The following is a 25,560-nucleotide window of genomic DNA, read 5'->3' on the forward strand; positions in this document are numbered from 1 at the left end:
TCCTCAATTAGATTATTTCTCGAAAATTATTTTTTCTCTTTTTATTAAACCTGTACCTGGTATGAATTCAATACATCTTGAATCTCTAATTGTTGAATTGCAGCATCAACTTTTATTAGATACTCAGTTATTCTAGTTGATGCCAGTTTAGCAAGCTCGATTCTCATTTCTAAAGATACAGCCCCATTATATTTAGCTAATTCTGCTATCAACTTACAATAATGATCTGGTTCAGTTATTAGTGCGGTACTGATAAAAGCTTTCCTTGCATTGTGACCCATTGAAGGTCCACCAATATCAATTGCTTGTCTAATCATTTCAATTGTTGAATTTTTATTATTTAACGTAGCCTGAAGATCGTAAAAGTTGATTATTATAGCATCAATGTATTTTATATTATGTTCCTCAATGAATTGAGCATCTTCTAAAGTATATTTATGTGCAAGAATTCCAGCATGGATCTTAGGATGAAGTGATTTTACAAGTCCTGTTTTCATTTCCGGATAACCAGTATAATCGGATATTTCTTGAACATTTAACCCCGCATCATTAATTAATTTATACGATTCTCCAGTTGATAAAAACAGTACATCTTTATTTTTTTCTGCGATAAATCCCAATAATCCATTTTCCGGAATACCTTCTATTAATCCCCCGCTTTTCTTTTTATTCGATAGTAAACCATCTTTATTCGTACAACTTACAATTATATTTTTCAAAAAAACTAAATTATCAATTTTGTTCACAAACTTTATTTCTGCCATTCCTAACATCCACCTCAATAAAATTAGACATTATTTTTTCGATACAAATACATGGCTTCCTAATCCACACTCTCTGATGAGCGGCAAGTGACTGTAACGATCTAAAAATTTCATAATTGAAAGCATGAATGGAAACCATGGAATACAAACCGAATCAGGCTCGAATTTATCAATAACGAACCCTGCCCCTCGTAAGCTACTTCTCATTTTCCATGGGAATCGCCATTTGTGTTTTATTGTTTGTCCCAATTCCTCCATTGTTTCTTCTACACCATCATCCCCTTTTAAAATATGATAGATAATTCTAATAAACCCATATATAAAGGCAATAGGACTTAGTAAAGTAAATCTAAAGTAATCTGCACCACCAAGTCTGGAAAATGCACATGGATTAATACACGTTGGCAATGCGATGATTGCTTTTTTTTTCGTAACTCTATAAATTTCATTTAGTCCTTTATTAAAATCAGCTAGATGTTCTAACACATGCAAGGATGCTACAATATCAAATGTTTCGCTATCGAAAACTAAATTATCAGGATTAGACTTAACAAATATTATTTTCTCTCTAACTCCTTGTAACTCTGCAAAGTACTTTATTACATCTAAATTATCTTCGGATACGTTACTAATAGTAACTTGTAAACCTTTTTTTGCGGCAAAAACTCCTAATACGCCATCAACCGATCCTCCTCTTCCTGCATCAAGTAGAGACTCGCCCGGTTCTAATTGACTACATATTTTTTCAATTTTTATTCTATGTATATAACGTTTAATTGCGTAAGGAGAATTCCATCTACTATCAAGTCTATTAAACAAGTATTCAAATCTTTTAGTGTTCATTCTACTTTCAGTTGATATATTCATTACATAATCCCTCATAACTTTTATTAATTATTTCGAGATATCTCTTCTATCCAGTGTAGAATAGCTTCAACTTCCTTCTCAGTGTTATCTTCGATGTAAAGAATATTCTTTCTATTTTTGAAGAGCATAAATTGGTTATGCAAGCTTTTGACAAACTCATAAGTATCTTCAATCTTAAATACTTTATCTCGTGTCCCTCTAACACCAGTTTCAATTCTTTTTTCCAACCTTTGCATGATCACTTCGACAGGAGGGTTAAGAACAATTGTATATGGGGTATACGTATTATTTCTTAATATAAAATCTAAAGTATTACTGTTTTCGCCTGTTATCCAATCGTACTCCTTATAAACATTGATGTATGCCTCAGAATCATAGATGCCTCGACTAACTAATGTTACTTTTCCATTTTGCATCTGAGCAAACTGATCAGCATAATACGATATATATATTCTGTGATATAACCTTAATAAACACCTCTCAAAATGTGAAAGTGTTTTTATACTTGGAAATTGTGAAATAAAATCAATATCAAAACTATTTTCAACAAACATTCCGTAGTTTGATAATAATTTGTCTATCAATGTTGTCTTACCTGACCCATGTGGTCCTGAAATGAAAATTGGCTTTTTCACAAATCAATCACCCCTATAATATTTAATTAACATTAGTTTTATATTTTCGGTAATTATAGAAACTTACAATCACCTGCATAACTTTAGAGGTTTAGAAACTCAAAAAAAGTTATTGTGAGAGAGTTTATTCTTAGAATCAACTTGACATGCATTATATCAATGTAGGTAGATTACCGATGAATTTACTTCCAACTTGAATTAGACTACTCCGAATTCTTCCTTTAATATTTTTTGTTTTGAGAAATCTATAATTTCCTCAATACTGTCATAGTCCGTACTAGCAATAACAAATTCAAATTTACGTTGAGTGTCCGGTGTTATTACTTTTTTTAAATTGGAATAAACAAATGAAGCAAGGCCCTCTAGACTCTCTATTATTTGGTTTTCATGATTTTCAATAAAAGGACCATATCCCTTGATGTAACCGGAATATTCTACTTCGAGTTGATATTGTAGTTTTCCGGATGCCTCACAAATTGTAACTGCTAATGAGTAAACTCGCCCATCAATAGTATCTACAATAAAGTCCTTTATTCGATGTTTCACCATTCTTCCCTTATAAATAATAGCAGGTTGCATAATTTGAGAAATGATTTCACTTGATTTCGTATGAAATAATTCTTCATTAACGAATATTGGGAATTGATCCCCTTCTATAATCCTATGCTTTTTAATTTTTAACATTGTCTCATTTTTATACTTAAATATAGAATATTCTTTTTCTTGGTCTGTAAAAAAATAACTAGTCATATTGGTACACTCTTGAACTCTGTCTACCAAATATCTACTACTTCTCGTAAATGAATCTTCAAATCTATATAAATATTCTTGAATCCTCAAGCCTTCTTCTAATATTTTAAATTTTATTTCATACTCATTTTCTGCTCTTTCTTTTAGTATGCACTCATCCATATCGGATAATAGATTAGATATAAAACCTTTTGATGTGCTATGCAATTTTGCATAGGAAGAATAGTATTCCGCAATAATATTTTTATCCAATGAACCAAGGACCATTTTTTATCCTCCCACTCAAAATAATGTTTTCTCCTGTTTTATCTCAAATTCTTAGTATTTCAACTTTGAAATTTTGATAGTATACGGAAGAGAATGTAGTTGACGGACCGATTACTCGTTTATGCGTAGGCAGGAACAGAGCTCAGGACCATTTTTCCAAAAATTAGGTAGTTTTTATGAGCGCATTGCGGATCTCCACGTCAGCCCTCGAGGTTTATCCTCCCATGTCACACTGTGCGCCTGTCCGAGCTCCTTCATCCATGCTGCTAGCCTGTGAACCCTCGCTGGGCGTTTTGGAACAAGTAATCCTTGCCCAGCTCAATGCCTCGGATGTCCACGGCTCATGCAATATGATTTTTCTTGGCTATGTCTGCTCCTACCACTAGCACTGAATCGATATTTCTTGTAATCCTCCGTTGATTTGTTTCTGTTTTACCTTTTCATGTTGAGTACCTCATTTCTTCCACGGGTATTGTTCTTGGCCGAACGTTGCCCAGTATACTGAAGGCGCTTTTTCCGTTCAAAAATTACTTCATTACAGGAATGGCTCCTTTGTATTAAGTCAATTTTGATTGAACTCTCTCCACGATTTTATTAATTGTAGAAAAATTTTCAGTTAATAATTCATCGTCATTGAATGAAATGTTATATTGTGTTTCAAGATCAACTATTAATCCTACAGACCTCATTGAATCTAGACCAATAGAAGTTAAATCCTGATCTAATTGTATATTGCCGTCTACTTGCAGTAACTCTTTGACCTTCGATTCAATTTCTGTCCTTAGATTTATAAGTATTGGCATTCTTCAATTGTCCTCCCTTATAACCATCTATTTTTAGGAACTATTAATCCTAGAGCCTTCTTTGCTAAGATTTCTTTGATTAAATCATCGTTAGGTTGATGAAAAGTTGCGGCTCTTACATCTCTATATAACCTTTCTAATTGGTTACCTTTGAATAGTGAATTCATACCTTCAATCTGCATCGCCTGCCAAACAATTTCATTACAAGAATGTGATACAAAATATTTTGTCATAAGTGCTTTTTGAAATAACTGATCTGTATACCTTCCAGCTATAGTTTCTTGATCTGCTTGTTTAGCAAACATCATTAATTGACTCTCCGCTGCATCATACTTTATCTTTATATCTGAGAGTGCAAACTGTGTCCCCGGTAAAAAAGCAATCGTCTTCCTCGATATTTTATCCTTCTTCTCTTTAATAACTTTGGTTATATAATCTAAAGCAGCTTTTGCAATACCCAAGTATACGGATGAAATCGCCAAGCGTGACCAATAGACAAGAGAGGGTGTATCCTCAATTCCAAAACCTTCCCTTCCTATTAGCCTGTCATTGCTAATAAATACATCTTCAAAGATTACATCATGACTAAGTGTCGATTTCAAGGCTGAAAAGTCCCACGACTCTTTAATCCTTACACCAGGATCATCAATTAATGCTAACATTGCTGTAACTCCATATCGGCTCTTTTCAATACCTATTTGGTTCCCAAATATAGGTAGATAATTAAATCTAGTTATTCCAGATACATATTTTTTCAAACCATTTACAGTATATCCCCCATTCACTTTTGTAATAGTAATTTCAGTGCTATTAGATAAATCCTGATTTGCATGCACTATACTAACATTGGGTTGATTAAAAGAAGTAACAAATTGACCTTTTTCAATAATATTCTTAAATAAAGATTGTTTTTGCTCTTTAGAAAGCAATTTTGACAACCCTGCAACTGTATAATAATGCATAGATAAACATAAGGCAGTCGACGGGCATCCCGAAGCTAAAGTAATAATAGCTTCACTTGTCTTTTCGAATCCGAAGCCCCATCCCCCATATTCTTCGGGGATTGTTATTTTGTTCAATCCATGCTGAACGATGAGATCAAAATTATCATGTGGAAATAAACCTGACTGATCATAATTACCTGCTCTATTTAGTAGTGTATTTGTTATTTCACGTAAATTATCATCATATGATGTTTTTGTAACGTCCGGTAAAGACAAGATATTTCAACTCCTTATAACATATAATCAAGAAAATAACTCATCTCTCGCAATATAAAACAGGTCTTGTTGTAGCTGGAAATACTAACACTCCTTCTGGAATTTTTATATGGCCAGGTAACAATCTCCACAATTGGTGTGGTTGTGTAATCTTTCTTTAAAACGTTGTTGTAATTTATTTAACGATTATCACCCTGCGAAAGTCGAGTTCATAACCATTTAAAAGTAAATATAGCTAATTATTAAGTTAATATCCATATTTTATGTATAATTGGATATTTTCTTTACATTCAGTACTTTATTAATAATTTTTTTCATTTTTAACTAAATATTGGATAATATTATTGATTCAAAACAGGCAGTGTTAGATGGTCCTAGATAATTGATCAGTAGATTAGAAATACTCGAATTGCAACTTGTTAACATGTTACTAATGAATAACTTATTCCGGCATAACTGTATACAATTGAATTCAACTCTAGAGCTTCAGATTCCGAATAGTTTTTCCGTAATAATCTTCAAATGTAATGATTTTATTTTTATTGTAAACATATACCATTTGTGATAATTTATATAATTAACGAAATTGATAATCCCATCAATAGTTATTACACCTTGCTATTAACATCAATATGTAACTTAAATCAAGGAGAATTAATTTTACATGATTCATATTACTTCACTGATTGAGGAATATATTGCACCATTAAGGAAGTCTACTTGGAATTGTGATAAGAATGAGTTTTATTTACTGGAGAGTAATAAAGACATAGTCGTCCATTCTGGACAATATTATAATACCGAACTAACTTATGGGGGAATTTTTATTGGAAAAAAAATGATTATTTACAATAGAAATCAAAATAAGGGCACCTCAGTAAAAGCGATAAAGTTTCAAACTACAAATAATAATCAATGTATAATTTCTGAAAGGATTAGTGTCCCCCCCTCGTTTATTTCTAGTATTTTAAAAGAGGCGTATTCACAAATTAGAAATTTAACACTTTTGAATAAACTTGAAGAGCAAATGAACTCCTGGTTTGATATTTCAGTAGAAAGAGACAATTTAGTACACATAAGAAATAAAGATATAAATGGGAAAATTGATAACAGGCTTATCATAGTTAATCGATATATTCGAAGTAATTATCAGAAGGCACTAACTTTGCATGACTTAGCGTATCTAATTAAATGCAATCATGTATATTTAAGTAACACATATTCGAAGGTTTTTGGAATTTCTCCTATTAAACATGTTCAAAATCTTAAAATGAAACGAGCAAAAGAATTACTACAAAATACTGACTATCAAGTAGGAGAAATTGCTATAAAACTTGGCTATGCTTCTTGTTCTCAATTCACTGATTTATTCAAAAGATACTACGACCTTACTCCTATGCAATTTAGAAGAAGTGGTAAATGATTCAGGGAGGAAAAAGATGATTCGCGAAGTTCAACATAAAGTTTTAGAAAATATCAACCGCGTTTTACATCTGCGTGAGAGTTCTATACTTATAGGAGACGATTTACGCATAATTGGACTAGATTCTATAAAAACAGTTGTTTTAATTGTTGAACTAGAGGAAAGTTTTGATATCACCTTTGATGATGATGAACTTTTATTCGAAAATTTTAATGTTCCAGATAAAATAATAAATCTTATAATAAAAAAAGTGGGTGCGAAATGATTGAAAATCCAAGGCATTTGATACAAACAGATGAAAAAACTCTATTCTGGTATTTTAATATTAATCAAGAGCAAAAGTGGAACACCACCAAGGTATTTCCCTCAGTCACTGATATGCACCAGTTGGAACTAGTAAAGCAACAAGAACAGCAACTATTAATTATTGCCGAACCAGAAGATACTGTAATCTTATATAATACTCCAAGTAAAGATTTTATCCATTACCTAGGAACCCAAGGTATAAAAGTACCTAAAATGATACTACTAAACAGTTCTGACTCACTTCAGAATTTACCATTAGAACGTTCCTTGTTCATCCCCTATATCAACAGTGAGGATATATACATAAATACCTCCTCGTTCTCAGAGTTAACTGTTTTTGGGGCTGAACATCAAATTGTAAAAAGCATTAATAATAAATTCGTTACCCGTAAATTGGCTGAGGAAAATAACTTTCGCGTAACATATGGGTTTTTATGTAAAAACATAAGTGAATTGGAGCAATCTTTTCAACTTCTATGTGACTATGGGTTCGATCAGTGTGTAATAAAAGTTCCTTTTGGTTCCTCGGGTAAGGGCCTAAAAATAATAGAGAATATAAACAGTTTTAATACACTTGTTAAATATATAAAGAGACGTAGCATTGAGTTTGAATTGCTTATTGAGGGGTGGTATCCAAATACAAGAAATATAAATAGTCAACTATGGATATCAAAAGATGCGATCAGAATTTTAGCAATTACTGAACAGAAGATAGATGGTAATGGAGTATATCTGGGCACATGCTTTACCCCTCACTTCGATATGAGCTTATTAACCGAATATCAAAGAGAAATGTTAAGGCTTGGGCAGATACTCAAAGATAAAGATTTTATCGGGATATGTGGGGTAGATTCAATTATTGACGAACGCGGGAGGCTATATCCGATTATTGAGATAAATGCGCGGTTTACACAAGTAACATATTTACTCCCTTTAATTCAAAGGTTAATCTTGAATTATTCACATATCTATAGTCAATATATTAAGTATGAATCCAATCAAAGATTGGAATTTGAAACAATTTTAAGCATAATAAAGAATGCCATCCAACCCGATGGAACCAATAAATTCCTAGTGTACACCTTTGCTAACTATACCCTTCCAGATAATAGTAAGACAATATACCGTTTGTATGTTTTGATTTATGGCCAAGAAAAAGATAAGGTGCTTGACATGCTTCAAAGGCTGCAAGAGTTATAAGATTTTAACAACATTCCCATGGTAAATGTTCAGAAATAAGAAGGTTGAGTTGGTTACATACATGGGATCGCCAGTTAGAAACCAGCTTACTACTTGTTTTTTAAGTAACTCAAGATAAAGGGAGCCAGATTGACTCCTCTTTGGGTGATTTCCAACATGTAGTTAACAAACAGCAGATACCCTCCCTTATGCCTATAGTTATGATTGTCGGGCATTTGGTGTAAGTAACGATTGACTTGAAGGCTATGTAAGCACGACGGATAGTTAAGATCACCTGCAATATCTGTACAGTGTGTAGGTTTCTCCAACCCTTATTTCGAACATCACCAATAAGATTGTTCCATTATTAAGGAGTGCAAAAACGACCACTGCTAAAAATGTATACCGTTGTTTTCCTAGACGCGATCCATTTTAAGGTAAAGCAGGATGGAAGCCTCCTATGCGAATGGGGCTTTAACCACAAGGACATCATGCCAGCTAGAGGCTATATTCAATCAAGGTTTCGCTTCATAAGTCGATAATGAGGTTACTCTCAATATTGCGATCCAATCTGGTAGAGGTATCGATCGATTCTTATTTTCAAGAATGGTGGTTCGACCGACCTCCCGCCGCGCAGCGGCGCAACGCGCGCTTGGGATTCGCGCGCGTTGGAATACTATTTTTATATTTATGGTTATTATCGGAAAACTATTCTCTATTTATAACTGAATTATCACCCAGCCCACGATATAGAAGCCATTTGATTTCAGATAAGCTATTAATTTGAATATCCTCACCATACGATATTGTTTTTTTTTCTCTATTGATCAAAATTGATACTGCCCCAGCATTCTTAGCTGTTTTAATATCTTTCTCTTCATCTCCAATATAAACAATATTTTTTAGATTGACTCCAAAACTGTTAGCAATAATTTCAAGGCCTTTTTTATTTGGCTTTCGGAACCCACAGTCAACTGATGATAAAAAAAGATCTATCATATCCTTAATAGTAGTTATATCCCTAATTATCAGTTCTGTGGGCATTCCGGTAGGCATATCAGTTAGAACACCAACTTTATAGTGATTATCTTTCAAATATTCTAAAACTTCAACAGTATCAGGAAATACACATACGTTTCTTTGAAAGTACTGAAAAAATGATTCGATCACATCATCTATCATAACAGTTGAATGGTCCCATTCTTTTATAACATCGGAGAAAACAAGTCTAGGATTATACTCAAACTCCCTTGGATTTATTCGAGGGTTATAATTTTTCAAAATTTCCGTTGATGTTTTTATATGTTTTTCGGATAAGTTAAGATTTAGCTTATAGGATACAGCTTTAAAAGCCTCATCGTAATAACCCCCCCAATAAATGGGAAATCCTTCATAATTTATTAATGTTCCGCCTAAATCGAATATAAACGCATCAATATCTTGCAACATTCGTTCTCTTACCCCACTTACTTTTAAAATGAGTAAAAACCTTCAAAAAACGTCGAAGGCATTCCGAACTGGAATGCGCAAAAGGCAGATTTCGGCACAAATGATTTTCTTATAAAGATACCTCCTGAGACACATGGCGAAGGCATAAAATAAAAGACCAGCAATTTTATTTGTTTCTCATCAATGATGTCATCTTTTGAAATTACTCCTCTTTTCTTTGCACGGTCTAAATATTGATTCAAAGTCAAGTCTTTAGTCTCGCTTACCTTATGCTCAGTCGAGATAAATAACAAAGTGTAGTTGAAGTAACGCATCGCTAACTGGATATTCTCAATATCTTCAACGTTAATGAATTCCTGAACGTTCTCTTCAACTTCTGTACGGAAGGTTTAGGAGCGTGAACGTATTCACACACCTCGCCTTCACTCTTCTTCCGGTTCAATGGCCAGCATCGCTTCGCGTTCAAGGTCAATAACCTCCGTAACCTCCCGATAAAAGGCGGCCAACAGTTCGGGGCGCTTGATGATCTTTTCTACATATTTAGCGAGCAGATAAGCATCGGGCACTGTCGATTTTGAGCTCATCTTTGCTCTAAACAGGCTAGTCAGTTTGTCCTTTACAGCCTGTTCTGTCACCGCCTTATTCGGGTCTAGGAAGTCGCTGATCACGTCCTGCCGGATCGTTTCATACAAGCTGGAATTAATTCTCCCAGACCAACGGTCGTTCAGCTCGAATAGCGACACGAAATTCGCCACTCTGACGCGGTCGGCCTGCTTTTCTCTTCGGACCCCGACCACGATCTTCTCGTCCGGCTCGGTTTGATCGAGTCCGATTGTGATCGATTCAATGCCAGGTCGATGGTAGGGAAGGAACAGAAACGCGAGCTGACCAGGTCCGCGATGGCCCTCTAGCGGGTCCTTCGCGCGTTTCATCGTTTGGTTGCAAACCTTGCAAAGCGGGATTAGATTATCCGACGACACGGAGAGCGTCGGATAGATCGACTTCGTGAAATAATGATCAAGATCCGCATGCCCGTCCTCGCTGTCGACCTCGATCATGCCCAGACACGCGGGACACACTTGATTGAATTGATTATCCCTCTTCCGATTCGCCTCGAAGAACCCTCGCCGCACATGACCACGCAGCAAGTTTGGTTTCCGAAGTCCCGTCATCCGAAACCCCGTCGAGCCTCCTAAAATATCGTCGTACAGCGCCTCGAAGAGTGGTTTCGCAATTTCTTTCACGCTGGCGGGCAGCCCCGGATAGGAGAATTGGTAATCGGCTCGCCCGAGCTGGGCAGCGAACACAATATCTGCTTTAAAAGTATCATAGAGCAATCTCCGTTGCTGCCGACTTAGCCGATACAGCCCAGTCAGCCCCTCACGGATCGCTTTATAATCGAGAAACCACTCTACCCCTTGTCCCGCAAACGTATTTTCAAAATGGGCACGATCAAAGGATGGACGCAGGTCGGTCGCCACGTAACCGAGAACCTGTTCGACAAAGCGGCACACGAGGTCCAGATCGTTGGCGCAATTACTCTTGTTCGTCTGGAGTAAGATCGTCGTCCCCTCCCCTCTCCTGCTGCTCCAGTTGCTCTAGCTGGCTGTGGATCCGGAAACGATAATAACCGGGTCCAACCTTCTTGGCGAGCTCTAAAAGCTCGTCCTTTTTGTCCGACGCAAACTTCTCCGTGATAAGCCTCCTCGAATATTTTCCAATCGGTGAGGTGACACCGAAGATGCGCTTCGAGATGTCGGCGCGGTTCGCCGCAAACGTCGAGATCTCCATGGACACAACGCGGGTTTCATGCTCCTTCGTCCGCTCCAGCAAGTAGAGCTGATCGGGATCGGCGTCCGTTAACAGCAAGGTGGAGTGGGTGGCCATTATAAACTCGTTACACGTCGTCCCATCAGACGTAACGGATAACTGATGCAGCAGCTCGACGAATTGCTCATTCCACGACTCGTTCAGATGAATGTCTGGTTCGTCGAAGAGAAACAGCGCGTCCCCGCTCGGATCGGAGCGAGCCAGCAGCACGAGCCCTAGTCGACCCAGCCACAAATATTCGCCGTCGCTTAGCGCCTTCTCATATAACAGCCTGTTTGATTGCTTATGCTTGAACACCAAGTGGGCATCCAGCAGGAGCCCTTCCCGCTTCGCGATGAGCAGCATCGTCAGCAACTCGAAGGGGTGAGTGTCCATGCCAAGGCCGAGGCAGTGGTACGCGCCTTGTTCCTGCTCTGTGATAGGGAAATAGGCCACTCTTTCCTTGTGGATCGTTGCGGTGAATAGATGATCCGATAACGTCTCCTTCATGCGGGAGATGCACCAGGCGTGGGACACGCCTTGGTCACCGGACTGTTCACTCCGGGTGCTCATCCAACGGATCAACGGCTGAAGCCGCATTGAACGCTGCTTCGTCTCCGCGTATTCCTTCAGCCGCTCCTCATCGACGACAAGGGTCATTCCGATAGGCACGATTCCGCCGATCATATCGAACAGCTTCTTTCGGAGCGCGATATAGGTATTATCGAATCGGGAGTCCGTATCGGAATCGATCGAAGGGATCGCCGCGCTAAGACAGAGCAGCACCAACGCGGACGTCTTGCCGTCGATATACAAATACGAAGCGTCGTCATATACGCGCTGCAGATTGACGAGCGACTGCTCAATTTCCAGGACTTGGAGGTCGTAATCCTGTTCCTCTCGGGCCCCGTCGCGGGCGTCGTAAATATCGCTCTTAATCGACTCCACCGGGGATGTAAGCAGTATGTCCTCGAACCCGTTCGTCGGGCCGGAAGCGTATCCGATAATGCGGCGCGGATGATATTCCCTGCATTGGCTGAACGGCTGTTTCCGCAAATCAAGGCGCTTCTTCTCCCCGTCCGCATTCGTGAGATCCACCTGCAACCTTGATTCCAGATCCGCCGGATCGCTGCCGTCGTTCGGGCGAGCCGCAATCGTAACCGGCCGGCCGCCGACATCCATCACATATACGACTTCGAAAGCGAAGCCCGGCGTTTCATCCTGCAGCATCCGAGTGAAGATCAACCCAATCGCTTCCAGAAGCGATGACTTCCCTACTCCGTTGCGGCCAATGAGAAACCGGAAAGGGTCTTTGCCGACGCTTCGCTCCACGTTTTTGAAATGGATCCTAAACTCCCGCAATTGCTTGTACTCTTTAATATAGATCGATTGCAATCTCATGCCGCTAACTCCTTCTCAGCCGCTCGGCCTTCTTCCACAGCAGGATCGTGACAGGCTTCTGCACCTGAATAATCCGCTCGTCCTCGTCGTCGAATTGCTTAGGATAGCGCATTACTCCGGACGAAACCGACTCCAGCAAGCCGAGCGCGTCGAACAGTTCCGTCATTTGATTCGCTTCCTGCACGCCCAGCTTCATTCGTTCTCCGAGCATCCGGTTCGCCTGTTTCGCAGCTTCGTGGATGGCCAGCGGCTTCTCGGTTTCCATGTATACATCCAGTAGAAGGTTCTGCTGTCTCGAGAAGTGCTCCCGCAGCACTTGCAGTACCGAGGATAGCTCGGCCTCCGCTCCGGCTGTTCCTGACTCGGGAGCATTCGGCTCCCGTAAATCGACGTCGGGTCGGTTTCGGTGATGGAGCTTATACAGCTCCTCCATCTCACTGTGGAGCTGCTTCTCAAGCTCGACGATTTCGTAGAGCAATCGACTAGGGTCGATGTGTTTTTTTTCGGGAAATAGATGCTGCTTATAAACCGTCGCTCCTAACTGACACTCGTTCTGTTCGATTTCCTCGAGCGTGGCTGTCCATGTACGACCACCTTTGATGTCCGATACGGTACCGGAGGCAAGATACGTCCTCCATGAAGCAACGAGCTCTTCCCACAATCCCTCATCTGTACGCAACCTGGGCGCCTTTTGCTCAAAATCGTAATACCATACCTCTCTAGTGCGAACCACCCCATCGCTTGGACGAGTCAGCAGCAGGACAGAGGTTCTCAAGGCCATCCCAGGGAAGATTCCAGACGGAAGGGAAACTACGCCATTCAGTTCATACCGTTCGAGCAAACGCCGCCGGAAATCCACATCGTACCGCTGGATGCTGCTCAATAGGCCTTCCGGAACGACAATCGCGCAATGGCCGCCATTTTTCAATAATGCCAAAGAGAGCTCGATAAATTGATAGCTTCGCGTGCCCTGCTTCGCGTTGTCCCCCATTGAGTACCACATCGGCCCGGCTACCCAATCGGGCTTCTTCGTAAATGGCGGATTGCAGATCACATAGTCATATCGCCCACGACACTCGCTTGATAGGGCTAGGCTGTCTTCGTTATGGATCGCGTTGTGAGGACCTTGTCGGAACAGCAAATTTACTTGTGCAATTCTAGCAAACGAAGTCACGACCTCGAACCCGTCAAGCCTAGCAAATTCAAACTCCCGTGTGTGTAGCTCACTCCATAAAGAAGCTAACAACGATCCGCTTCCGCATGCGGGGTCGCAAACGTTCACCCGACTAGGCTGAATCGGCTTGAACTCTGCCAGTAATCTTGCCATCGCATTAGCAAGCAAATGAGGCGTGAGCACAATGCCCTGTTTGATGCCAATCGCTCGACTTAACAGAGTATCATAGATTGCCTCGTTTGCGGTATCGTCGGGGACCCAAGGAAGTGCCTCATCCAAAAACATGACGAGCTGTTGCAGCGTCTTGATGTCAAAGGGAAACGGCGAGGGAGGAATGTTGGACCCAATCGGAGTAAACCCTAACCATTTTTTCTGATATACATCAATAGCTTGTTGATATTCCTTCTTCCGAAATAACTCCATCAAGTCATACCACGAATAATTATCGCCTTCGAAGCGCTGTTGCAGTCTAAAAAAAATAAGATAGGATAAATGCTCGAACACCGTAATTGGCTCGGCCATCCCGTTTCGGTTTGCAATTCTCCACAACTCATCTGTTAGATGACGAATATCCTTTTCCGTGATCATTCGACTTCCTCGCTTCGTCCGTCTATTGTTCCGGTTTTAAACATATCATCCATATAACTCTCATCCAAAATGTTCAACTTACGGATCGCAGCTTTATTCGAATTCGCCATCCGTTCAGCCGCCCTCGCAATCATTGCGTACTCTTCTTGATCACTTTCGGATGGAACTACAGTCGGCAGTTGCAAGATCACATCAGCAATTTGGCCTCGATCCCGGTATTGGAACAATGATCCGGCATGTTGGTAATTTGCCTTGATGTACGACGCCAAGAACTCCGAGGGAACGTCCGGAAAAGGCGTGACCTTGATCCAGTCGTTCGAGATAACGACCGGTCGTTCCCATCGATGGACGAGCACCGCGCCTTCGGTCTGCTCGGTTGCGTGCCGATACCACAAAATATCGCCTGGCCCGGCAAACACAGCAGAATGCTGGATGAACCATTCATTGTCACGGTCTCCGGCCTCCACAGATCGCGGCGTCTTGCGGAATGGATCGGGCCTTCCCTTCCAATACCACACGCCTTCCTGCAGGGAATGCGCGGGAATCTGACGGCCTACCTCGACGTGGGCAATCCAATCGCTTAGCGTGCCTCGGGGTTGATACGTCGACCGTTTCACAATGATCGTCTCATACTGGGCCTTCGTATAATCCAACACCATGGCGATTAGCCGCTTGCGGCGATGCTGGATCTCCCGCAGTTTCGATATAAATTCGATGATATCGCGTTGTACAACCAACGGCGGCAGCGGGATCGGCCAGCTCTTCAACCGCTGCTGACTCCATCTGTCCACCTGCTTCGTTCGGTACCACCGCAGCACATGAAACAAATACTCCGGCAGCACGTCACTTACATGGACGTGTAGACCGCAGATTTTCACCTCTGCGAGTGCAGCTTCCTGCAGCATGCCGACGCCGCGCGAATATCGACCCAAGGAAACGAGAATGGTACCTTTCGGATACAACATGTACTCCTTGTTCCCTTCTGTGTCTTCAAGACGCGGATCGTCAGCCGCGAGCATCGGATCATCTGACAAGCTTCGGTAGCCAACGATTCGCTGCTCCCCTCCGACATCCACGTACCAGCGCCTTCCGGCGTTCGCTCCCATTGCGACAAGTTCTCCGAGCGGAACCTCCCGCCAACGGCCCTTTTCCATTCCAACCAATCCCCTAGTAAGAAAGTATATAAACAGCATTATATCAGATATCTCGGAATGATCGCCGCACATTTTTATTGTTCTACATCCTATAACCTACACTCCATAACCTATTGCCTTCATACCTTGCGCCGTCGACGGAATAGGTATTTTCCAAGCGACCTTCTGGTGGCTTACCAAGTGCAAGTTCCTGTCACTGTACAGTTTTGTATCCCTCGGTTTCCAGCTGCAATGTATATTTGCTTAATGTCATTCCAGCTAAATTTGTTTGTGCCACTACCCCCATTTTACGCCATAATTGCTGAGACAAACTATAACACCATCTTATCACCAAAACGTTATTAACTTAAGAAAAAATCAAGCCAAAAATGGAACGAGGAATATACCTAAATGAACCTTTTCACGGAACCTCTAGATCTTTGGCAAGGTCATTACTTTAAATAGTTAAGTGTGACTTCAAAATAGTTCAGTCCTCTAGAACGTACTTTTGAGACCACTACTATTGGTACAATAAACCAAGAATTACCCGACGATCAGGGAAATGTCTAAACTCATGAAGCGCATTCCCAGACCCCAGACTATTCAGAAGTATACTTGCGGAAGAAGAAAGGTGCTACTTCTTATCAACGTTATAATAACTTAATTACAAAATATAGCAGAGGACGTTCGTTACCATGTAGATCTTCGTGACGCCATTAATTATTGCATTATAACAGAGTTCAATTTTAGGAGATGGGTGGACTTACTAGGAGAGAAGTGATGGATTACCGGCGGTCGGTGAATGTATGTCTCAGATAAGTTCCTCAGGCAATACGACATTTCCCCATACAAAAAAGCCCGCTTCGGGATGCTTTCCCGCCGGGCTTATCGACCGATGCTTTCGGATTTCTTTATAAATATATAACACATTTAATACCAAATCAAGTAACAACCGGTATTTGATGAAGTCGTACACTCCTGATATAGATCCGTTAGCAGCTGTAGAAATGTTCGCAGTTCGTAAATGTAGACGTACAAAGGGAGTTAGTAGCATATTTGTACTTCATATGTATCTCTTCTTATGGGTTTCTCAATATCAGGCCCCATGGTAGATCGAAGGGGAGTATTGACTTCATCTGTGCACTGATTAACTTTTTAAGGTCCCACATGATGTCTGTTTCTTTTCGAATCAATTGGTTCTATTGGAGAAAATTAAAATTTCCAAGACAATTTTCCGCCCCTTTCTCAGTGTAATTTATCAATTTAACTGTACATCATCGTGAGTTTTCTTTTTCTTGCGGGGAATAAAAGAAACAATCAAACTAATTGAGCCATAAACCGCCGAGGAATCTTTCACGGCATCTAATGAGGCTTTAGTATCCTCGTTAAACTCTCCAAGTGAACCAAGTCCTGACACCACAATAAATAAAATCCCCAAAAGGACCGTTAGATATTGGCTCATTTTTTTCCTGTCAACATTTACCTTTTTATTTCCAAAAAGACTAGCAACTGGGTTAAAAACCCATGACCCTATGTAGGCAAAAAGAATACTAACAATAGCCACTAACAAATAATAAATATATGATGGCTGAACAACTGGATTTTTAAGCCCCAAATCCATCCAATGCCCACTAACAAAACTTATGGTAAATCGAGTAATAGGAATAATAATTGCAATAGCCAATAATCCGGTCACAGCAGTTGTCATAACTACGGCCAAGCTAGTGCTCAATTTACGCATCAAGAACATGAACCAGACAATAGGGATAATGGGTAGAAGGATAAAAAACCAATAAATTACGGCATGCTTATTTTTTTTAACATCCAACGAGTCTTTAAAGGGGCTAAACAATAAGATTACGCCTACAGCAGAAAATGAATATAGCATAACGACCTCGATCAAAGAGCCAAAGAAGTAGCCCGGCTCATAAAAATCAAAATGAGTGAGACCTATCGGATAGTTAAGGATTGTAAATAGCACACAGGATATAATTAAACAAACACCTATAAAGAACGGTAACGTTCCTTCTCTTTTGAACAATTTAACTGTCCCCTTCCATATATTCAATTTTACGTAAATGCAAGTCATTCGTTTCATTATACTGTGAACGTCAAATAGGCCCACCTAGCAGTCAGACGGGGTCTATTTGACGTTCAACTTTGTTAAAAACAAAAAACTACGCATCAGCGTAGCAATAACGTAGTATTGTATTTATTAGGAATTAGAGTTCAATTATTGAACACGATCATAAAGCTCAAGCATCTTGGAGATATTCATACCGAAGGACTCCAATTTATTATGTACCTCCTTATAATTCGCAAGTTCCTCTTTTAAACTTCTATTTTCCTCCGCTATTTCGTTTAGCTGCTGCTGCATAATTTGGACTTCTAGAGCCTGTGAATTTAAAAAATCCAACACTTGCTGCCAGTTAAGTGTTTTATTCTCACCATGAACGTCACCGTTAGGAAATGGAATCACCATACTACTAGTCAATTGATTGCCCTTTTTGTGACTAACGGAAAGTATTTCTTCATTATGTTGTTGTCTTAGAACAGCATTAAATCGAAACGCACAAGCCGCTTGAGTTCGCCCTATTTTATCAGCTGCCTCTTCGAACGCCTTCTTCTGACTGCTCCCATTACCTAAGTGTTTTAAAACTGTCTGTAATAACAATTGATCCTGTTCTGGAGACCAAACTTCATACTTAGTCTTTACCTCACTCATAGTAATCCCCTCCTAATCGTATAAAATCTTTTCTCTCCTATTTTCACCAATAAAACGTGAATCTATTCATTTTTAGTAGAAAGAAAACGATTGATATGACATTGACCCCATCTGAAAATATAAAAAAAAATGCGCCCTTAGCGCAGGTGTTTTTATACCGTTTACGTTTAGTAAGTTAATTCACTGACATACGAGAAAGATCACTTGTTAAATGCTGAACTCTGAATCCAGGAATCAATTGCCTGTCTATGAAATAAAATCCTTCTTCGTATCCTTACGTAAGGAACTTGGTTCTCACGAACCATGGTATATATACAATCTGCCGAGACACCCAGGTAATCAGATAATTCCGCTACTGAGAATACAGCTTTTAATTGACCATTTTCTTGTCGATGAGCAACATCTTCGACCTGGCTTGCATAAGCTACAGCTTTCGATTGATTTCCACAGTCTTCCATTAACTTCTCTTCCAATTCTAATAATGCTTTTAATAATTGGATTCGCAGCAATGCGTGTTCTCTCATAACAAATCTCCTTTCAACTTCTAAAGTTTTCCCTTTGATCTTTGTCACGTTAAATAGTTGCTAAATTATAGAAAGGGAAGTATAACATAAGTACGGGCATCTCTCTCCCCCTGCTCGAACCCGATCCCCTGGGTGGTGAACGACTCTCGGTCGATAAAGACGCATCCCATATGCGATGTTAGTCATGTACCACTGTCACACATGGCTTATTATGAAGTGATGTCTGATTACTTTCTTAGGCGTTGATTATAATCAGACATTCAGAGGATCCGTGCCTTCCATATGGTATCTAATGGTAGTTATATAAAGGGTGGCACGTGAACATTATTTGAATTAGAGGAATGGGATTAGTACCGTTTTTTGTAAACGGTTTTAAGTGATCCCAGGAGATAAAAATATGACACTAGAAGAATGCCCTCTGACCGACATATAAGATCTTGGAGCGGTATAAATATTGAGACGAAGCACTATGTTGCCTTTGGGTACAGAGTGTTTTTTTATTGCATTTTAAAAATACAATTTTCCAAATTAGTAGTTTATTCAATCTGGAGGTTCCTCCTAATAGTACCCAGTTTATTCAATTATTCGGTTTACTCACAAAGCCTTAGTTGGACTAAGACTTTCTATAGTGCTTCCAAAACTGCGATATCATGGATATTGGTGATGATTCTATGACTTTTAATCAAGCCTCATATAAGATGAACCGCGACGAGACATTCCGGCTATATAATAGCTACTTAGATAGTATTCAGAACAAAAATACCAAAGAGTCTGAATTGGTTAAGGCACGAGTTGAAATTCTTAACCTTTATTACTATGAACTGCTTATTCTCCAAAGCTCGATCACTCATTGGGAAACATTGTTGAGTGATCCTGATCTTAATTTCAGAAGGAAATTATGTTTAAAACTATATAATCTTAAGCAAGTAGATGTGGAGGCATTCTTAGATCTTTCAGACGGCGCTGTTAGTAACCTGTTTAATAAATCTAGTATGCCTGTTTGGCCGCGGCCCTTCCAGCTCAGTGTCCTTTTTAATCACCCATGGCAACTCATCAATAATCTGGATCCAGATCCAAACTCATATCGTGAATCACCCGAGTATTTTCATGCAGGGGTTTCGGAACGAATTCATTTACAAAGTCTTTCCGAAGAAAGATCAAAGGTAAAGACTGTCCGTGGATATGTAATCACGGACTCTCAGGAACTCTTTCCGGGCGAGTCTGGCCCAGTAACAGGACGCTGGGTCACCACGTATCCAGAATTTGATTACTTTGAATTCCACTTGAATTACGAACCAATGGTACATAAAGGCCTACGGGAGGCAATCCTGCATTACTTTCCAGCGGCTAAGCATCTGATTACAACTTACCGTCCTTTTAAACCATTAAATAAAAGATCGGTATGGGCCATCATTCCAAAAAACGAAGTATTGCCTTCCTATTTGGGAATGGTTCACGAGCTTAAAGAGTATCGGGAGAATACTGAATATCACAGCTTGAAATAACGCCCAGTACCTTGGCGAATTTAGTTGAACTAAGATTTTTGAGCCACCTGCCTTTTCGTGTGCATGCTAAAGAGCAAGTATACATGAATGGAGGAATCCCAGGTGGACCACCGCGAAACAAAATCAACATCCCCGAACAACAATCCTCATCAACTTCACGAAACGGAAGAATCTTTTCGGCAGAATCATTTCCTCCGGCCATTCCCGATAATCGCTCTTCTCCGGCATCTTTTCCGCCTCCCGTTTCGAATGGCGGCTGCCGCCGCACGAACCAACACGAACACCTAACACGAACTCGCTACCATTCTAGCACACGCATTTTCCTTGATACAATTCAGATATCCCAACAAGGGCGTACTCTTGAGCGGAAGAAGTTGTTTTACCGAAACCTAGCGGACACCCTTCACGAGCAACTGCACATTCGCCATGAAGTGGCCTACAATGGAAAAAGTTAGGTGTCTCAAGAGAAAAAGTATTATCAAGAAATAGAAGAATTGAGAACAGTTCTACCATCCTGTGGAGTTATATTGAAAATATTGTTAATGATGCAGTTGAGAAGGGTTTTTTGGAGCCTTAGAATATGTAATTCCCAATTGAACTAAAAGGTGTGGTTACGATGTTTCCTCGGTATTTGGTCGATTTCGATTTGCAGCGGCTTCCCCGCGTCCGGACGGACGTCATCGTCATCGGAGCCGGGATCGCAGGGCTGTTCACCGCGATTAAGGCTAGTGATACGAAGAAAGTAATCATGATTACGAAGAAGTCGCTGCTCGACAGCAATACCCGTTTTTCGCAGGGAGGCATCGCGGCTGTCATCTCCGACGAAGATTCGCCGGAGTATCATATGCAGGACACCTTGGTGGCGGGTGCGGGACTTTGCGACGAACAAGCGGTCAATGTGCTCGTGCATGAGGGCCCCGACGGCGTCAAGGACCTGATTCGGATGGGGACTCAGTTCGACATCGAGAACGGCGAGCTGGCGCTGACTAAAGAAGGCGCTCACAGCCATCGCCGCATTTTGCATGCACATGGGGATGCGACGGGTGCGGAGATTGTGCGTTCGCTGTCGGAACGGACGAAACAGGATCCGAACATCGAGCTGTGGGACGACCATTATGTTATCGACTTGATTACTCAGGACGGGGAGTGCCGCGGGGCGCTCGTACAGAAGCCGGACGGGCAGCGCGTGTTCGTGGAAGCAGATGCGACGATTCTATGCTCCGGAGGAGCAGGCCAACTGTACCGGTATACGACGAATCCCGACATCGCCACAGGGGACGGCATCGCCATCGCGCTTCGTGCTGGTGCGGAAATCCGGGACGTCGAGTTCATTCAGTTCCATCCGACGGCATTGTGTTACCCAGGCGCACCGCGCTTTCTCATTTCCGAGGCTGTCCGTGGGGAAGGAGCGATTCTGCGGAACATCAAAGGCGAGCGATTTATGGATAAATATCATCCGCAGCTGGAATTGGCCCCCCGCGATATCGTCGCCCGCGCGGTCTTAACCGAGATGGAAGAGACAAAGGTCTCGTTTGTTTACATCGATATTACGCATGAAACCGAAGAACTGATCAAGCACCGGTTTCCTACAATCTATGAGTTTTGCCTGCGGTATGGGCTCGATTTGACGACGGACTGGATTCCGGTCGCTCCTGCGGCGCATTATATGATGGGCGGCGTGAAAACGGACCTGAACGGGGAAACAGCCGTCAAGCGGCTATTTGCTTGTGGCGAAGTATCCTCGACAGGTGTTCACGGCGCCAATCGGCTGGCGAGCAACTCGCTGTCGGAAGCGATCGTCTTCGGCCGCCACATCATCGAACGGATCGCCGAGCTGCCGCCGCTGAACCGTACGCCGAGTGAATTGCAGGTTGCGGTTCACCGGAAGGAGCCGCCGCAGCAAGCGGTCGTCGAGAAAAAGCTCAAGCTGCAGAAAGTCATGCTTCGCCAAGCGGGAATGAAGCGCGACGCCGCAGGGCTGCAAAGAGGGCTGGTCGAGCTCAAGCGGCAGTCGGCCTTCTTCGAATATGCTTTGATGAAGCGCGAGGAGTATGAATTTGCCAATTTGCTCATCTGTGCAATGCTAACTACGAAAGCGGCGCTGCTGCGCCGGGAAAGCCGCGGCGGCCATTTCCGCGAGGATTATCCGCAGCGAAGCGACGGCTGGGTGAAGCATATCGTCTACCGGCTGGAGGAAGGCCATTTGGAGGAGTGCATTCAAGATGCTTGAAATCAACCGCGAACGATTGAAACGCAGCATTGCGGAATGGCTGGAGGAAGACATCGGAAACGGCGATATTACTGTCTACGGAAAATAAAGTTTTAGACTGGCATTAGTTGCTGGATACGGGTTTCTACCATTCAGTATCCTGCCCGTTAGTTGAGCGAAGAGCTGAGCTAATTAAAAACTCCTTCCTTTCGGCAATTTTTTTTAAATCTGGAATCAGAGAAGGAGGAAGTTATGCCCAGAATCGAAGATTATGGCAAAATAGTACTGAGAATAGGCAACGATCAACGAAAAAACTCTACGATTTACAGAAAGCGAGGGAATGGGCATGCTTTACGAGTTGCGCATTTATACCATGCATGAGGGGAGAATGGAAGCGATTCTGCAACGTTTCAGCCAGCATACACTTGGTATTTTCGAGCGGTTGGAACTGAAGGTGTACGATTTCTGGATCGATCAGACGGGGCTTCCGAAGTTATATTACGTGATGGAATATAAGGATATGGAGGAACGGCAACGGCTGTGGGGTGCGTTTCTACAAGACCCGGAATGGATCGAGGTGAAACGCACATCCGAGGAAAGCGGGCCCATAATTGAGAAGATTGAAGGAATATTTATGAATCGGGCCGATTTTTTTATACGATAGCGCGTTTGGCACTTGCCCCTCAACGGGATAATACAGGAACGGAGCATACAGCCTAGCCGACGGGCTCCGTTTTTGATTTAGGGAGTCGTCTCAGCAGTTATTGCTACTGCCACACATGAGGCGATTATTACTATCGTTCACCGTTAACGAATCAAGCCGTGTGACCGAAACGTGACGAGACTTTTTGATATCACATTCATCTGATTATCATTTCAATATTCTCATCTACAAATCGTTTCATTTTATCAATAATTTCCTTGCCAGAAAGACACACAATTCCATGATGGTTCTCGCATAAAAGCCATTTATATTTCTTTGAGGCTAAACTCATTCTTCGGGCTTTGATCGATTACACATAGAAACGGATAATTATCGACTACCAAATTCTTTACTTCTTTTGTAAAAAGCTTCACAAACATAAGTCTCCTCGCTTCAAAAGAATCATTTTGAGATTCTACATTAAGGCTTATTTTCCTCCTTCAAAATCCTGTTGGCTTCCACGTTATACTGCCCTTTAGCTTAATGAGGCCGCCCGATCACCTACGGCGGCCTCATGATGATTGTGTTGAGCTATCGTACCCGTTAACGTAACGAAGTTACCAATTCCACAGCTTTTATTGTTTAGCATAAGGCTACAACTAGTTTTAGTACTATGCCTCTTGCGTTGCAATCCACCACGTGTTTCCAGCAGGATCCTTCACCCCTGCACGTCTATCAGGATCTCCTTCTTTGCGAGACGGTTCCAAGACTGATATACCACCTGCATGAATTGCACGCTGATATGTACCTATAACATCCTGTACATAAATATGTAATTGAGCAACAGTTGCGCTCCAGGTATTTGTGGCATCTCCAAGCATTACAACCGTATCCTCAATTTGCAGTTCAACATGCATAAAAGAACCATCTGGTCTATAAAATCGTCTTAGTACGTTTGCTTCGAAAGCTTCCTGCAAAAAATTTATTACACTCTGTGCACTCGGCACCACTAATAGGGTGAAACACTTGAATATCCTTTTGGCTTCCAAGAGTCAGACATTTACTTGCCTCCTATTTATCAATATTTATTTCTTTATCTATCCTATTTTGCTGAAATATTCATATATCCTTTCTAAATTATTCAGTTATCTTGCACTAATCTGCCAGTTACTTCAATAAGCATAGCAGCTTCACACTATCGTTCTCAGTTAGCTCAATCTCCAAGGCTACACAATGAAAGTAATTTATCTAGAAGGTGGATGTCTGCTTAACAGGAGACCATTGGATATGTGGAACTTGTTCGTTATTAACCGTAACCGTTCCTACACAAATATCAGTTTGTGCAGGATTATCTAAGTAATGTTGGATTGTAAACCTGATAGCTTTTGAAGTTTTTAGATTTAATAGTTCATTTTTATGAATCCAAAACAATTCTCCCTCGTCAGAAGGAATAAAATTTCTATGTGTTGTCTTTCCAAAATAAACGTATTGTTGCCTGATTTCACCGTCACTATTTTCTATTAGGATGTACTTAAGTGAAAAGTTTTCTATTTCGTTCTCCTTAAAGCCGGTCTCCTCTTCAATCTCCCTATAGCTTGCCTTCATCGGGAAGTTCAGTTCTTCATACTCGAGATGCCCACCAATACCTCCCCAAAATTCGAAATTAAATAGCTTGCTTCGATCTTTCTTCATCATTAAAACGTGCTCTTGATTAATTAAAAATGCTGTTGCCATTTGTCTGACTTCCACAACTTCGTCCTCCATTAGAATAATCCTTGTCTTAAGTGAGTTTATCTTACTTTGCACAAAATGGGAATAATTTCCACGTTATCCTGCCCGTTACTTCAATGAACATCAAGAAGGAGCTGTCCTTTAGCAGCTCCACGCTATCGTCTCCCGTTAGTTCAACGCCGAGCAGGACATATGTACAAACTCAGTTAATTTGTGAAGATGTAAAATGACTCTCAGGCCGGGAATGTTCTCATGGATAGCGGTAGCCTTTAAAGGTGCATGGGAAAATAGACGGCTACTAGTACAGCCGTCTATTTTTCGGGGTATATCACTAACATGGAGGTTGGCGGCTCCCACTCTATCCTATGTTAATTGAGCTAGTTCGGTCTGAGTTCTTTTCCCCTCGGTAAGCCCAATTTCTGCTTTGCCCACGCTTGATGGGACCTGCGTTCATA

The 25,560-nt window shown here is 41.2% G+C and carries 23 protein-coding genes and 1 pseudogene; 7 read left to right on the forward strand and 17 right to left on the reverse strand.

Going from position 1 to position 25,560, the window contains the following annotated elements; all coding sequences use genetic code 11:
- Positions 1 to 44 precede the first annotated feature (44 nt).
- The 6 genes from ACFQI7_RS32710 to ACFQI7_RS32735 form a co-directional block, all read right to left on the reverse strand.
- On the reverse strand, positions 45 to 764 hold the full coding sequence (locus tag ACFQI7_RS32710; RefSeq protein WP_218103553.1) for a hypothetical protein: 720 nt from the start codon (positions 762 to 764) through the stop codon (positions 45 to 47).
- A gap of 30 nt (positions 765 to 794) precedes the next feature.
- Positions 795 to 1,631 (reverse strand): class I SAM-dependent methyltransferase, encoded by an 837-nt coding sequence (locus tag ACFQI7_RS32715; protein WP_377518272.1) that lies wholly within the window; start codon positions 1,629 to 1,631, stop codon positions 795 to 797.
- A gap of 23 nt (positions 1,632 to 1,654) precedes the next feature.
- The gene (locus ACFQI7_RS32720; protein WP_377518274.1) at positions 1,655 to 2,266 is read right to left on the reverse strand and encodes a deoxynucleoside kinase; all 612 of its coding nucleotides are present in this window, start codon (positions 2,264 to 2,266) and stop codon (positions 1,655 to 1,657) included.
- A 198-nt stretch (positions 2,267 to 2,464) separates the two neighbouring features.
- Complete coding sequence (locus tag ACFQI7_RS32725) at positions 2,465 to 3,283, reverse strand: hypothetical protein (protein ID WP_377518276.1); 819 nt, start codon at positions 3,281 to 3,283, stop codon at positions 2,465 to 2,467.
- A 557-nt stretch (positions 3,284 to 3,840) separates the two neighbouring features.
- Complete coding sequence (locus ACFQI7_RS32730; RefSeq protein ID WP_218103566.1) at positions 3,841 to 4,086, reverse strand: acyl carrier protein; 246 nt, start codon at positions 4,084 to 4,086, stop codon at positions 3,841 to 3,843.
- A 17-nt stretch (positions 4,087 to 4,103) separates the two neighbouring features.
- The gene (locus ACFQI7_RS32735; protein WP_218103564.1) at positions 4,104 to 5,306 is read right to left on the reverse strand and encodes an acyl-CoA dehydrogenase family protein; all 1,203 of its coding nucleotides are present in this window, start codon (positions 5,304 to 5,306) and stop codon (positions 4,104 to 4,106) included.
- Positions 5,307 to 5,970: 664 nt separating this feature from the next.
- Between ACFQI7_RS32735 and ACFQI7_RS32740 the strand changes: the two genes are divergently transcribed.
- From ACFQI7_RS32740 to ACFQI7_RS32755, 4 genes and pseudogenes are all read left to right on the forward strand, one after another.
- Positions 5,971 to 6,729 carry a helix-turn-helix domain-containing protein gene (locus ACFQI7_RS32740; RefSeq protein WP_218103331.1) on the forward strand — a complete coding sequence of 253 codons (759 nt, stop codon included), beginning with the start codon at positions 5,971 to 5,973 and terminating at the stop codon, positions 6,727 to 6,729.
- Positions 6,730 to 6,745: 16 nt separating this feature from the next.
- Positions 6,746 to 6,994 carry an acyl carrier protein gene (locus ACFQI7_RS32745; protein ID WP_218103332.1) on the forward strand — a complete coding sequence of 83 codons (249 nt, stop codon included), beginning with the start codon at positions 6,746 to 6,748 and terminating at the stop codon, positions 6,992 to 6,994.
- Positions 6,991 to 8,235: an ATP-grasp domain-containing protein gene (locus ACFQI7_RS32750; RefSeq protein WP_377518279.1), complete on the forward strand. Its 1,245-nt coding sequence runs from the start codon at positions 6,991 to 6,993 to the stop codon at positions 8,233 to 8,235. Before ACFQI7_RS32745 ends, ACFQI7_RS32750 begins: the two co-directional genes overlap by 4 nt.
- Before the next feature lie 268 nt (positions 8,236 to 8,503).
- Positions 8,504 to 8,675: pseudogene (locus ACFQI7_RS32755) on the forward strand (transposase); the annotation flags it as partial.
- 247 nt (positions 8,676 to 8,922) lie between these two features.
- On the opposite strand, the gene ACFQI7_RS32760 reads toward ACFQI7_RS32755, so the two are convergent.
- The 8 genes from ACFQI7_RS32760 to ACFQI7_RS32795 form a co-directional block, all read right to left on the reverse strand.
- Positions 8,923 to 9,663 (reverse strand): HAD family hydrolase, encoded by a 741-nt coding sequence (locus ACFQI7_RS32760; protein ID WP_218103334.1) that lies wholly within the window; start codon positions 9,661 to 9,663, stop codon positions 8,923 to 8,925.
- Between the two features lie 422 nt (positions 9,664 to 10,085).
- On the reverse strand, positions 10,086 to 11,177 hold the full coding sequence (locus tag ACFQI7_RS32765; RefSeq protein WP_377518281.1) for a hypothetical protein: 1,092 nt from the start codon (positions 11,175 to 11,177) through the stop codon (positions 10,086 to 10,088).
- A 22-nt stretch (positions 11,178 to 11,199) separates the two neighbouring features.
- Positions 11,200 to 12,873 (reverse strand): AAA family ATPase, encoded by a 1,674-nt coding sequence (locus tag ACFQI7_RS32770; RefSeq protein ID WP_218103336.1) that lies wholly within the window; start codon positions 12,871 to 12,873, stop codon positions 11,200 to 11,202.
- 4 nt (positions 12,874 to 12,877) lie between these two features.
- Entirely contained in the window at positions 12,878 to 14,635 is a 1,758-nt protein-coding gene (locus tag ACFQI7_RS32775) for an HsdM family class I SAM-dependent methyltransferase (protein WP_218103337.1), read from the reverse strand.
- Positions 14,632 to 15,789 carry a restriction endonuclease subunit S gene (locus tag ACFQI7_RS32780; RefSeq protein ID WP_218103338.1) on the reverse strand — a complete coding sequence of 386 codons (1,158 nt, stop codon included), beginning with the start codon at positions 15,787 to 15,789 and terminating at the stop codon, positions 14,632 to 14,634. The genes ACFQI7_RS32775 and ACFQI7_RS32780 overlap by 4 nt, the downstream gene beginning before the upstream one ends.
- Positions 15,790 to 17,026: 1,237 nt before the next feature.
- Complete coding sequence (locus ACFQI7_RS32785) at positions 17,027 to 17,809, reverse strand: hypothetical protein (protein WP_218103339.1); 783 nt, start codon at positions 17,807 to 17,809, stop codon at positions 17,027 to 17,029.
- A 192-nt stretch (positions 17,810 to 18,001) separates the two neighbouring features.
- Complete coding sequence (locus ACFQI7_RS32790) at positions 18,002 to 18,493, reverse strand: hypothetical protein (RefSeq protein WP_218103340.1); 492 nt, start codon at positions 18,491 to 18,493, stop codon at positions 18,002 to 18,004.
- Positions 18,494 to 18,693: 200 nt separating this feature from the next.
- The gene (locus ACFQI7_RS32795) at positions 18,694 to 19,017 is read right to left on the reverse strand and encodes a helix-turn-helix domain-containing protein (RefSeq protein ID WP_329958311.1); all 324 of its coding nucleotides are present in this window, start codon (positions 19,015 to 19,017) and stop codon (positions 18,694 to 18,696) included.
- A gap of 671 nt (positions 19,018 to 19,688) precedes the next feature.
- Here ACFQI7_RS32795 and ACFQI7_RS32800 point away from each other — a divergent pair.
- From ACFQI7_RS32800 to ACFQI7_RS32810, 3 genes are all read left to right on the forward strand, one after another.
- Positions 19,689 to 20,522: a hypothetical protein gene (locus tag ACFQI7_RS32800; protein WP_218103341.1), complete on the forward strand. Its 834-nt coding sequence runs from the start codon at positions 19,689 to 19,691 to the stop codon at positions 20,520 to 20,522.
- Positions 20,523 to 21,138: 616 nt separating this feature from the next.
- Positions 21,139 to 22,752: an L-aspartate oxidase gene (gene nadB / locus ACFQI7_RS32805; RefSeq protein ID WP_218103342.1), complete on the forward strand. Its 1,614-nt coding sequence runs from the start codon at positions 21,139 to 21,141 to the stop codon at positions 22,750 to 22,752.
- A 325-nt stretch (positions 22,753 to 23,077) separates the two neighbouring features.
- Positions 23,078 to 23,395, forward strand: a complete 318-nt coding sequence (locus tag ACFQI7_RS32810; RefSeq protein WP_218103343.1) for an NIPSNAP family protein — start codon at positions 23,078 to 23,080, stop codon at positions 23,393 to 23,395.
- Between the two features lie 196 nt (positions 23,396 to 23,591).
- Here the strand turns inward: ACFQI7_RS32810 and ACFQI7_RS32815 are convergent, their stop codons facing one another.
- The 3 genes from ACFQI7_RS32815 to ACFQI7_RS32825 form a co-directional block, all read right to left on the reverse strand.
- On the reverse strand, positions 23,592 to 23,726 hold the full coding sequence (locus tag ACFQI7_RS32815; RefSeq protein WP_377518285.1) for a DUF6756 family protein: 135 nt from the start codon (positions 23,724 to 23,726) through the stop codon (positions 23,592 to 23,594).
- Positions 23,727 to 24,045: 319 nt separating this feature from the next.
- Positions 24,046 to 24,384, reverse strand: coding sequence for a VOC family protein (locus tag ACFQI7_RS32820; RefSeq protein ID WP_329958312.1), 339 nt, complete (start codon positions 24,382 to 24,384; stop codon positions 24,046 to 24,048).
- A 238-nt stretch (positions 24,385 to 24,622) separates the two neighbouring features.
- Positions 24,623 to 25,123: an NUDIX domain-containing protein gene (locus ACFQI7_RS32825; RefSeq protein WP_230415766.1), complete on the reverse strand. Its 501-nt coding sequence runs from the start codon at positions 25,121 to 25,123 to the stop codon at positions 24,623 to 24,625.
- Positions 25,124 to 25,560 lie beyond the last annotated feature (437 nt).

It is taken from the genome of Paenibacillus allorhizosphaerae (assembly GCF_042659105.1).
In the GTDB taxonomy this organism is placed as follows: Bacteria; Bacillota; Bacilli; order Paenibacillales; family NBRC-103111; genus Paenibacillus_G; species Paenibacillus_G allorhizosphaerae.

Coding starts and splice junctions, on each gene's coding strand:
- ACFQI7_RS32710 (WP_218103553.1), bottom strand. CDS start 764: ATGGCAGAAATAAAGTTTGTGAACAAAATTGATAATTTAGTTTTTTTG.
- ACFQI7_RS32715 (WP_377518272.1), bottom strand. CDS start 1,631: ATGAATATATCAACTGAAAGTAGAATGAACACTAAAAGATTTGAATAC.
- ACFQI7_RS32725 (WP_377518276.1), bottom strand. CDS start 3,283: ATGGTCCTTGGTTCATTGGATAAAAATATTATTGCGGAATACTATTCT.
- ACFQI7_RS32730 (WP_218103566.1), bottom strand. CDS start 4,086: ATGCCAATACTTATAAATCTAAGGACAGAAATTGAATCGAAGGTCAAA.
- ACFQI7_RS32740 (WP_218103331.1), top strand. CDS start 5,971: ATGATTCATATTACTTCACTGATTGAGGAATATATTGCACCATTAAGG.
- ACFQI7_RS32745 (WP_218103332.1), top strand. CDS start 6,746: ATGATTCGCGAAGTTCAACATAAAGTTTTAGAAAATATCAACCGCGTT.
- ACFQI7_RS32750 (WP_377518279.1), top strand. CDS start 6,991: ATGATTGAAAATCCAAGGCATTTGATACAAACAGATGAAAAAACTCTA.
- ACFQI7_RS32760 (WP_218103334.1), bottom strand. CDS start 9,663: ATGTTGCAAGATATTGATGCGTTTATATTCGATTTAGGCGGAACATTA.
- ACFQI7_RS32770 (WP_218103336.1), bottom strand. CDS start 12,873: ATGAGATTGCAATCGATCTATATTAAAGAGTACAAGCAATTGCGGGAG.
- ACFQI7_RS32775 (WP_218103337.1), bottom strand. CDS start 14,635: ATGATCACGGAAAAGGATATTCGTCATCTAACAGATGAGTTGTGGAGA.
- ACFQI7_RS32780 (WP_218103338.1), bottom strand. CDS start 15,789: ATGGAAAAGGGCCGTTGGCGGGAGGTTCCGCTCGGAGAACTTGTCGCA.
- ACFQI7_RS32790 (WP_218103340.1), bottom strand. CDS start 18,493: ATGAGTGAGGTAAAGACTAAGTATGAAGTTTGGTCTCCAGAACAGGAT.
- ACFQI7_RS32795 (WP_329958311.1), bottom strand. CDS start 19,017: ATGAGAGAACACGCATTGCTGCGAATCCAATTATTAAAAGCATTATTA.
- ACFQI7_RS32800 (WP_218103341.1), top strand. CDS start 19,689: ATGACTTTTAATCAAGCCTCATATAAGATGAACCGCGACGAGACATTC.
- nadB (WP_218103342.1), top strand. CDS start 21,139: ATGTTTCCTCGGTATTTGGTCGATTTCGATTTGCAGCGGCTTCCCCGC.
- ACFQI7_RS32810 (WP_218103343.1), top strand. CDS start 23,078: ATGCTTTACGAGTTGCGCATTTATACCATGCATGAGGGGAGAATGGAA.
- ACFQI7_RS32815 (WP_377518285.1), bottom strand. CDS start 23,726: ATGAGTTTAGCCTCAAAGAAATATAAATGGCTTTTATGCGAGAACCAT.